The following is a 9,678-nucleotide window of genomic DNA, read 5'->3' on the forward strand; positions in this document are numbered from 1 at the left end:
ACCGGCCGGCCCGCTCGCGCCGAGGACGCGGTTCATCCCGCGCACCGCTCGACGAACCGGCGGGCCATGCCGGGCGCCGAGGCCCAGTGCGTATGCAGATAGCTCGCGTGCACACCGCCCTGCACGAAGCCCTCGACCCGCCGCTCCGGCTGGTGCATGCCCCACGCCGGATCGGCCCCGGCACCCGGCTCCAGCACGGTCCGGTGGAACTCGTGCCCGCGCACCCGGGTGCCGGGCGCCGCCAGCACGCTGTCGGAGACCGCCACGGCCTCCCGGTAGCCGAGCGTCAGCCGCTGCGACATCCGCGCCCCGGCATCGAGGACGCCGCACATCGGAAGACCGTCGAGCGAACGAGCCAGATACAGCAGCCCCGCACACTCGGCGGACACCGGAGCCCCGGACTCCGCCAACGTGGCAACCGCCTTGCGCAGCGCCGCGTTGGCGGACAGCTCGGAGGCGTACACCTCCGGGAAGCCCCCGCCGATCACCAGCCCCCGCGTGCCCTGCGGCAACGCCTCGTCCCGCAGCGGATCGAACGGCACGACCTCGGCCCCGGCGGCGGCGAGCAGTTCGGTGTGTTCGGCGTAGGAGAAGGTGAACGCGGCGCCGGAAGCCACCGCGACGACCGGAGCGACCGGGCTCCGGTCACCAACAGAGACGGGCAGCGGAACGGGCCCGCCGCAGCCGTCGATCGCCTCCGCCGCGTCCCACACCTCACCCGGCAACGCGGGCGCGGTCCTGGCCAACGCCATCAGCGCCTCCAGGTCGCACCCCGCCACCACCTGCTCCCGCATCGCCTCGACCGCGCCCACCGCGTCGCCCCGCCGCTCGGCCACCGGCACCAGCCCCAGATGCCGCGACGGCACGGCCACCTGCTCGGCCCGCCGCAACACCCCCAGCACCGGCAGACCGGACTCGTCCAGCGCGTCCCGCAGCAGCGCCTCGTGCCGCTGGGAGCCGACCTTGTTCAGAATCACCCCGCCGAGCCGCACCTGCGGATCCCATGAGGCGAAACCGTGCACCAGCGCGGCCACCGAACGCGACTGCGACGACGCGTCGACCACCAGCACCACGGGCGCCCGCAGCACCTTCGCGACCTGGGCGGTCGACGCCAGTTCGCCCTGCCCCGACGCGCCGTCGTACAGCCCCATCACGCCCTCGACCACCGCCAGGTCGCACCCCCGCGCCCCGTGCGCGAACAGCGGGGCGACCCGGTCGGGGCCGCACATGTACGCGTCGAGGTTGCGCCCCGGCCGGCCCGTGGCCAGCGTGTGATAGCCGGGGTCGATGTAGTCGGGCCCGACCTTGTGCGGGGACACGGCGAGGCCCCGCCCCGCGAAGGCGGCCATCAGCCCCGTGGCGACGGTGGTCTTGCCGCTGCCCGACGAAGGCGCGGCGATCACCAGACGAGGAACGTTCACTGCCGGGCCCTCACCATTCGATGCCCCGTTGACCCTTCTGACCGGCGTCCATCGGGTGCTTGACCTTCGACATCTCGGTCACCAGGTCGGCGGCGTCCAGCAGCTTCTGCGGTGCGTTGCGCCCGGTGATGACCACATGCTGCGCACCGGGACGGTTGCGCAGCACGTCGATCACCTCGTCGGTGTCGACCCAGCCCCAGTGCATCGGGTACGCGAACTCGTCGAGGACGTACAGCCGGTACGTCTCGGCGGCCAGGTCGCGCTTGACCTGCTCCCAGCCCTCGCGCGCCGCCTCCTCGTTGTTCAGCTGGTCGTCGCGCTGCACCCACGACCAGCCCTCGCCCATCTTGTTCCAGACGACGGAGCCGCCCTCGCCGCTCGCGCCGAGGACCTTCAGCGCGTTCTCCTCGCCGACCTTCCACTTCGCCGACTTGACGAACTGGAAGACGCCGATGGGCCACCCCTGATTCCAGGCCCGCAGCGCGAGCCCGAAGGCCGCGGTCGACTTCCCCTTGCCGATGCCGGTGTGCACCATCAGCAGCGGACGATTACGGCGCTGACGGGTGGTGAGCCCGTCGTCGGGCACGGTGGTCGGCTGTCCCTGCGGCATTACGCAGCCCTCCTGTTGGTTTCCTGAACGTCCTTGACGAGCCCGGCGATCGAGTCGGCCCGCAGCTCGTCGAGCGTGACGGCACTGCCCCCGAGATCGTGCGCGAGGCTTCCCGCGAGGCCGAGCCGTACCGGTCCCGACTCGCAGTCCACGACGACGGAGGCGATGCCCTCCGCCTCGTGCAGCCGCGCCGCCCGGGACGCCAGCGCCACCGGCTCGGGCCCCCCGGTCGCCCGCCCGTCGGTCACCACGACCAGCAGCGGCCGCCGTGACGGATCACGCAACCGCTCCACCCGCAGCACCTCATGGGCCTTCAGCAGCCCGGCCGCGACGGGGGTGCGGCCGCCGGTCGGCAGCTGCTCAAGCCGCGCCGCCGCCGCGTCCACCGACGAGGTCGGCGGCAGCGCCACCTCGGCGTCCTTGCCCCGGAAGGTGATCAGCCCGACCTTGTCCCGCCGCTGGTACGCGTCCAGCAGCAGCGAGAGGACCGCACCCTTCACGGCGGCCATCCGCTGCCGGGCGGCCATCGACCCGGAGGCGTCCACCACGAAGAGCACGAGATTCCCCTCGCGCCCCTCCCTCGTCGCCTGCCGCAGATCGTCCCGCCGGACCACCAGCCCGCGCCCGGACCGCCCCCGCGCCCGCTGATGCGGGGCGGCGGCCTGCACGGTCGCCGCCAGGTGCAGCTTGGTCAGGGCACCCTGCGGACGCCGCGAGCCGGTCGTACGCCCGTGCTCGGTACGCGCCCGGGACCGCCGCCCCGCCGCGCCCTCGCCCAGACCGGGAACGCTCAGCATCTTCGTGCGGAACGGCTCGGCAGCCCGTACTGGCTGCTGCTCACCGTTCCCGGCGGACTGCCCCCGGCCCTGTTCCTGTCCCTGGCCGGGCACGGACGGCGCGGGCGTGTCGCCGGCCTCGCCCTCGGGCTGCGGCGGCGTGTCGGGGCCGTCGCCCCGCGGGGGCCGGCCGCCGCCACCGGGGCCGTCCGGGTCCGGGTCGTCGTCCTCGCCGCTGTTCTGCTCCAGCGTGTCGTCGAGCTTGTCCTCGTCGAGGCCCGGCGCGTCGAACGGATTGCGCCGGCGCCGGTGGGGGAGCGCGAGCAGGGCCGCCTGCCGCACGTCCTCGGCGAGCACATCCGTACGTCCCGCCCAGGCGGCCAGTGCGGTGGCCGTCCGCGCCATCACGATGTCCGCGCGCATCCCGTCGACCTCGAAGGCTGCACAGGTGGCCGCGATCTGCCGCAACGCCGCGTCCCCGAGCCGCACTTCGGGCAGCAGCGCACGCGCGGCGACGATCCTCGCCCGCAACGCGTCCTCGTCGTCGGCCCACTTGGCGGCGAAGGCCGCGGGGTCGTCGTCGAAGGCGAGCCGCCGCCGTACGACCTCGACCCGCTGATCGGTCTCCCGGGACGCGGCGACCTCGACGGTCAGCCCGAAGCGGTCGAGCAACTGCGGCCGCAGCTCGCCCTCTTCGGGGTTCATCGTCCCGACGAGCAGGAAACGCGCCGCGTGCCGTACGGAGACACCTTCGCGCTCGACGTACGAGGCACCCATGGCGGCCGCGTCCAGCAACAGGTCCACGAGATGGTCGTGGAGCAGGTTGACCTCGTCGACGTAGAGAATCCCGCGATGTGCGTCGGCCAGCAGGCCCGGCTCGAACGCCTTCACGCCCTCCGCCAGCGCCCGTTCGATGTCGAGCGCCCCGACGAGCCGGTCCTCGGACGCGCCGACCGGCAGTTCCACCATCCGGGCGTCCCGCGACACGCCGGTCCCGATCTCATGGGGGCCGTCGGGACACGCCGGGTCCGGCGACACGGGATCGCAGGAGAAACGGCAGCCGGAGACGACGTCCACCTCCGGCAGCAGTGCCGAGAGCGCGCGTACGGCGGTGCTCTTCGCGGTGCCCTTCTCGCCCCGTACGAGCACGCCACCGATGTTCGGCGCAACGGAGTTGAGAAGCAGGGCCAGTTGCAGGTCCTGCTGCCCGACGACGGCGGTGAACGGGAAATGCGTGCTCACGGGGCGATCCCTCCTGCGGATGAATGGGCATGAAAAAAGCGGCCTCGGGACACACCGTTCATCGGCGTCCTCCGGGCGCTCCGGGGGCGATGAAGGGAAGCCCCGACGGGGCGCCCGACTCGATGAGCCGCAGCAACGCGTCGGTGTCCGCGTGTTCCTCGACGAGATCGCCGAGGCGGTCGAGCTGCTCCTCGCGCAGCGCCGCGAAACCGGTGTCGGGAGCGGGGACGAAACGCCGGCCGGCGGCCCGCGCGACCTCGGTCAGGAAGCGGCGGCGGAACTCGTCGCTCTCCAGCGAACCGTGCCAGTGGGTGCCCCACACGGCGTCGACCCGGCAGCCGTCCAGGAACGCCTCGCCGCCGCGTACGTCCGCCACGCCGTGGTGGATCTCGTACCCCTCGACCGGCGCGCCGAGCGACTCGCCGACGGGCCGGGCCAGGGTCTTCTCGCGGTCGAAGCGGATGCGTACCGGCAGCAGACCCAGGCCGTCGACGTGACCGGCCCGGGACTCGACCTCGTCCTCGATGTGTTCGCCGAGGATCTGGAAGCCGCCGCAGATGCCGAGCACCGGCCGGCCCTCGGCCGCGCGCCGCACCAGCGCGTCGGCGAGGCCGCGCTCGCGCAGCCAGGCCAGCGCCTTCACGGTGCCGCGGGTGCCCGGCACGACGACGAGATCGGCGTCGGACAGCTCCTCGGCGCGGTCCACGAATCTGACGACGACGCCGGGTTCGGCGGCCAGCGCGTCCACATCGGTGAAGTTCGACATCAGGGGCACCGCGCACACCGCGACGCGCAGCACGTCCTCGCCGTGCGGTGGCGCGACAACCGACTCGCGCACGGCTCCGCGCAACGAGACCCGCAGGCCGTCCTCCTCGTCGATGCCGAGGCCGTGGGCGAAGGGCAGCACCCCGTACGTCGGCCGACCGGTGATGTCCCGCAGCATCTCCAGGCCCGGCTCCAGCAGCGACACGTCGCCGCGGAACTTGTTGACGAGGTAGCCGGCGATCAGCGACTGGTCCTCCGCGCCGAGCAGCGCCGTGGTACCGAAGAACGAGGCGAAGACGCCACCGCGGTCGATGTCGCCGACGACCACCACCGGGAAGCGCGCCGCCCGTGCGATGCCCATGTTCACGATGTCCGTGCGCCGCAGATTGATCTCGGCCGGGCTGCCCGCCCCCTCGCAGATCACCGCGTCGTACGTGCCCCGGAGCTGCTCCAGGCAGTCCACGACCGTGGAGAGAAGCGCCTCCTGCCGGCCCCCGTGGTAGCCGCGTGCGCTCATCTCGCCGACCGGCTTCCCCATCAGGACGACCTGGCTGGAGCGGTCGCTGCCGGGCTTGAGCAGGACCGGGTTCATCAGCGCGGTCGGCTCGACGCGGGCCGCCTGGGCCTGCATGGCCTGGGCGCGCCCGATCTCGGCGCCCTCGCGGGTGACGAACGAATTGAGCGACATGTTCTGCGCCTTGAAGGGCGCCACCTTCACGCCCCGGCGCACGAGCCAGCGGCAGATGCCTGCCGTGATGACGCTCTTGCCCGCGTCGGAAGTGGTTCCGGCGACCAGCAGCCCGCCGCTCATGTGCTTCTCCGTCCTGCGATGCGAGGTCCCGCCACGTTCGTTCCGGCGATGCGGCGCTCCGCGATCCGGCGTGCGGCGAGGGCCGCGCCGAGCCGTCCCGCCACGCACACGCCGAGGGCCAGCGCACTCACCCGGCGCGACAGCCGCACCGCGCGCTCGATGTCCTCGACCTCCACCGCCCGGCCGGTCTCCCCGTTGAGCACCGGGCGGTGCTCGACCCGGCCGCCGTACGCGAGGGTCCCGCCGAGCCGTACGCCGAGCGCACCCGCGAACGAGGCCTCCACCGGGCCCGCGTTGGGGCTCGGGTGCTTGGCGGCATCGGCCCGCCAGGCGCGGACCGCTCCTCGCGGCCGTCCCCCGGCGGCCACGGCGAGCAGGGCCGTGAGCCGGGCGCCGGGCCAGCCCGCGAGGTCGTCGAGCCGGGCCGAGGCCCAGCCGTAGCGCCGGTGACGGGGCGATCTGTGACCGACCATGGCGTCGAGGGTGTTGGCGGCCCGGAAGCCGGCCAGCCCCGGGACTCCGGCCAGCGCGCCCCACACCAGGGCGCCGACCACGGCGTCCGAGGTGTTCTCCGCCACGGACTCCACCACGGCGCGGGCGATCTGCGGTCCGTCCAGGGACTGCGGGTCGCGCCCGCACAGATGCGGCAGCCGCGCACGGGCCAGATCGATGTCACCGGCCGCCAGGGCGCCGCCGATGGCCCGCGCCTCACGCCCCAGGGACGTACCGCCGACGACGGACCAGGTGGCGGCCGCGGTCAGTGCCACGGAGGCGGTGGGGCTGCGGCGCACGGCACGGGTGATCAGCACGGCACCACCCGCGGCGCCTCCGGCGCAGACCAGGGTGTGCAGCGCGCCCCACCCGCGGTGGTCGCGCCACAGCCGGCGCTCGACGCCCGCCGCGGCCCGCCCGAAGGCGGCGACCGGGTGCCCCCTGCGGGGGTCACCGAGCAGCAGATCGCCGATCAGACCGGCCGTGGCGCCGTACGCGAAGATGCGGTCGGCTCGCACGGCTCAGCCGGCCGTCGCGCCTCGGAGGACCTTCGTACAGGCGGCTCTCGTCGAGAGCGCCGAAACAGCGGACGCACGGCTGCCGGGCATGGCGATATGTCCTCACTCAGGGTCCGCGCCCTGGTTCGACGTGACCGGCGACGAGAGTCTCCTGGCTCCCGGATCCGCGGTTCCCCCGGCCTTCCAGCCCGCTCGCGCGTGCCGTGACTTCCGGTGTGGGGGACCGCTCCCCGGTGACAGTGGCGGGACCGCGCCGGATTCGCACCGGCTTCCTCTGCTGTCGCCGTAATTGGCTCCGGCAGTCCACCACGCTCTGCGAACGCCCGTCAACCTGCTGTTGACCTGCGGCGGCGCAGTGTGCTGATACCCACATCGGGCCGGACACCTGTGGTGTCCGGCCCGACGGGGGAGCGTGCGCGGGTGTGGCTCAGGCGACGATCAGATAGATCCCGTACGCGACGGCCGCCGCGCACAGCGCGAAGCAGACGTACGCGCCGGCGCGGGCCAGCAGCAGCGAGCCGCCGGAGCCGCCCTGCGCCGCCGGTTCCGGCTGCTTGGAGAGGCCGACGATGCCCAGGGTGAAGAGGCCCACCAGCGCGACGGTGACAACGAGGGAGACGCCGAATACGGAGCCGAGGGCTGCCCAGTCGATGTTCATGCTGAATCCTTAGACGGCTGACCTGTCGGCCGGCTCAGACGGTGGCGGGTCGCGCCGGGTCCTGGGTGGTTCCGGCCGGGGCCGGAATGGTGGTCATGAGGTTCTGCGCCGGTGCCTGGGCCGCGGCCGTGGTGGGCGGCGGGCTGACGGCGGCGATGGCCGTGGTGACGACGCCCGCGGGCTCGGCGTCGCCGTCCGCCGGCGCGACATCGCCGTGGCCGACGGGCTTGCGGCGGGACACCAGCCAGATCGCACCGGAGCCCACGACCAGCAGCGCCGCGACGACGACGACACCCCAGGTGCCCTGCTTGGTGAGGAGCTCCGCGCCCGCGCCGACCAGACCCGCGGCCGGCAGGGTCAGACCCCAGGCGACGAACATCCGGGTGGCGGTGGACCAGCGGACCACACCGCCCTGGCGGCCGAGGCCCGCGCCCATCACGGCGCCGGAGCAGGACTGGGTGGTGGAGAGGGAGAAACCGAGGTGCGAGGAGGCCAGGATGACCGTGGCGGCACTGGTCTGGGCGGCGAAGCCCTGCGGCGGCTTGAGGTCGGTGAGGCCGCTGCCCATGGTGCGGATGATGCGCCAGCCGCCCAGGTAGGTGCCGAGCGCGATGGCCGCACCGGCGCAGACGATGACCCAGACCGGCGGGTTGGCGCCCGGGTGCAGGACACCGCCGGTGACCAGGGCCAGGGTGATGATGCCCATGGTCTTCTGCGCGTCGTTGGTGCCGTGGGCGAGGGAGACCAGTCCGGCCGAGGCGATCTGGCCGGCGCGGTAACCCTTGGCGGTGGCCTTCTCCTGGGCGTCGTTGCGGACCTTCCCACCGATCCGGTACGTCAGCCGGGTGGCCAGCAGCGCGGCCAGTCCGGCGACGATCGGGGCGGCGACCGCGGGGAGCAGCACCTTGGTGACGACGGTGCCGCCGTTGACGGAGGACCAGCCCGCCGACATCACGGCCGCGCCGATCAGGCCGCCGAACAGTGCGTGCGATGAGCTGGACGGCAGTCCGACCAGCCAGGTCAGCAGATTCCACAGAATGGCGCCGACGAGTGCCGCGAAGATGACTTCTGTCCGCAACCCGTCCTCGTTGATGATCCCGCCGGAGATCGTCTTGGCGACCTCCACCGACAGGAACGCGCCGACGAGATTGAGAACGGCGGACATGGCCACCGCTGTCTTCGGTCTGAGTGCACCGGTCGAGATGGTGGTCGCCATCGCGTTCGCGGTGTCATGGAAACCGTTCGTGAAATCGAACACTAGAGCTGTCACGATCACAATCGCGAGTAGCAGCGTGATGTGTTCCATTTACCCAGGCAATCGTTCGACGTCATTGGCACGTGGACCGTAGGCAACCTGGGTGAACGGAAGATGAACTGGACAGGGCGCTGGGGTGTTCCCAAGCGGAGCAGGGTCATTCCGTTTGTTCCCGCGACGGGGAGCGCGGCCGGTTCCCGGCGGGGTCCGGTCCGGCCGATCGCATACCTGTTCGCCGCCGGGGCTGACAGGATCGGCGTATGAGCGATCAGCAGCGGGACGCGATCGGACGGGCCTGGGACGGAGTCGTCGCCACCGCCCGCAGGACGGCGGCCGAGGGCCTCGTCGTCGGAACCTCGGGAAACGTGTCGGCACGGATCGGCGACACCATCCTGGTCACCCCGAGCGGAGTGCCGTACGACCGGCTGGGCCCCGAGGACGCCGTCGGCGTCGATCCGGAGGGCAACCGCGTACTCGGCGAACTGGCCCCGACCAGCGAACTGCCGCTCCACCTCGCCGTCTACCGGAACACCGACGCCGCCGCCGTCGTGCACACCCACGCGGTGCACGCCACGGCCGTCTCCACGCTCGTCCCCGAGGTCCCGTCGGTCCACTACGCCGCCGCCATGCTGGGCGGCCCCGTCCGCGTCGCGGCCTACGCGCGCTACGGCACCGAGGAACTGGCCGAGAACATGCTGGCCGCCCTGCGCTACCGTACGGGCTGTCTGCTCCAGAACCACGGAACCGTCACCTACGGAGCCACCCTGGACCAGGCGTACGACCGGACCGCCCAGCTGGAATGGCTCTGCCGGCTCTGGCTCGCCGCGAGCTCCGTCCCCGGACGCACCCCGAACCTGCTCTCCCCGGAACAACTGCGCGATGTGCAGGAGGCGCTCAAGGGGTACGGACAGCCGGGCTGACCCGGCCGGCCCACCGGACGTCCGAGTCCGCTGGCAGGGTCCCGTGCCCGCCACGACACTGAAGCGGTGCGCCCGGCAACAGTTACGGCAGCAGCCGTCACCACGATCCTCGGCGTCGGTGCGGCAGCGGGCGCCGGCCGCCGGGAACACAACCCAGCCGCCCACCGGGCGGCGGGACGCCCGCCCCAACCCCCCGACCCCAGAAACACC

General features: G+C 72.9%; 8 protein-coding genes and 1 riboswitch. Of the genes, 1 reads left to right on the forward strand and 7 read right to left on the reverse strand.

The genetic code is table 11. From position 1 onward, the window contains the following. Positions 1 to 32 precede the first annotated feature (32 nt). The 7 genes from ABZY11_RS25875 to ABZY11_RS25905 form a co-directional block, all read right to left on the reverse strand. Positions 33 to 1,421: a cobyrinate a,c-diamide synthase gene (locus ABZY11_RS25875; protein WP_356481424.1), complete on the reverse strand. Its 1,389-nt coding sequence runs from the start codon at positions 1,419 to 1,421 to the stop codon at positions 33 to 35. Between the two features lie 10 nt (positions 1,422 to 1,431). Continuing rightward, positions 1,432 to 2,031, reverse strand: coding sequence for a cob(I)yrinic acid a,c-diamide adenosyltransferase (cobO, locus tag ABZY11_RS25880; protein ID WP_356481425.1), 600 nt, complete (start codon positions 2,029 to 2,031; stop codon positions 1,432 to 1,434). After that, a complete protein-coding gene (locus ABZY11_RS25885) occupies positions 2,031 to 4,049 on the reverse strand; it encodes a putative cobaltochelatase (RefSeq protein WP_356481426.1) in 2,019 nt (672 codons plus the stop codon). The genes cobO and ABZY11_RS25885 overlap by 1 nt, the downstream gene beginning before the upstream one ends. 58 nt (positions 4,050 to 4,107) lie before the next feature. Then, the gene (locus ABZY11_RS25890) at positions 4,108 to 5,625 is read right to left on the reverse strand and encodes a cobyric acid synthase (RefSeq protein WP_356481427.1); all 1,518 of its coding nucleotides are present in this window, start codon (positions 5,623 to 5,625) and stop codon (positions 4,108 to 4,110) included. Next, a complete protein-coding gene (locus ABZY11_RS25895; RefSeq protein WP_356481428.1) occupies positions 5,622 to 6,635 on the reverse strand; it encodes a cobalamin biosynthesis protein in 1,014 nt (337 codons plus the stop codon). Before ABZY11_RS25895 ends, ABZY11_RS25890 begins: the two co-directional genes overlap by 4 nt. Positions 6,636 to 6,779: 144 nt before the next feature. Beyond that, positions 6,780 to 6,911, reverse strand: a riboswitch (cobalamin riboswitch). Between the two features lie 151 nt (positions 6,912 to 7,062). Next, complete coding sequence (locus ABZY11_RS25900) at positions 7,063 to 7,293, reverse strand: hypothetical protein (protein ID WP_093895733.1); 231 nt, start codon at positions 7,291 to 7,293, stop codon at positions 7,063 to 7,065. 34 nt (positions 7,294 to 7,327) lie between these two features. Further along, positions 7,328 to 8,599 (reverse strand): inorganic phosphate transporter, encoded by a 1,272-nt coding sequence (locus tag ABZY11_RS25905; protein WP_356481429.1) that lies wholly within the window; start codon positions 8,597 to 8,599, stop codon positions 7,328 to 7,330. A gap of 209 nt (positions 8,600 to 8,808) precedes the next feature. Here ABZY11_RS25905 and ABZY11_RS25910 point away from each other — a divergent pair, with 209 nt between their 5' ends. Continuing rightward, positions 8,809 to 9,468 (forward strand): class II aldolase/adducin family protein, encoded by a 660-nt coding sequence (locus ABZY11_RS25910; protein ID WP_356481430.1) that lies wholly within the window; start codon positions 8,809 to 8,811, stop codon positions 9,466 to 9,468. The last annotated feature ends 210 nt before the right edge of the window (positions 9,469 to 9,678 follow it).

The sequence above is a fragment of the Streptomyces sp. NPDC006510 genome, from assembly GCF_040611955.1.
GTDB lineage: Bacteria > Actinomycetota > Actinomycetes > Streptomycetales > Streptomycetaceae > Streptomyces.

What these genes read in the sequence shown, in the direction of transcription:
- cobO (WP_356481425.1), bottom strand. Translation starts at nt 2,031, where the DNA reads ATGCCGCAGGGACAGCCGACCACCGTGCCCGACGACGGGCTCACCACC.
- ABZY11_RS25890 (WP_356481427.1), bottom strand. Translation starts at nt 5,625, where the DNA reads ATGAGCGGCGGGCTGCTGGTCGCCGGAACCACTTCCGACGCGGGCAAG.
- ABZY11_RS25900 (WP_093895733.1), bottom strand. Translation starts at nt 7,293, where the DNA reads ATGAACATCGACTGGGCAGCCCTCGGCTCCGTATTCGGCGTCTCCCTC.
- ABZY11_RS25905 (WP_356481429.1), bottom strand. Translation starts at nt 8,599, where the DNA reads ATGGAACACATCACGCTGCTACTCGCGATTGTGATCGTGACAGCTCTA.
- ABZY11_RS25910 (WP_356481430.1), top strand. Translation starts at nt 8,809, where the DNA reads ATGAGCGATCAGCAGCGGGACGCGATCGGACGGGCCTGGGACGGAGTC.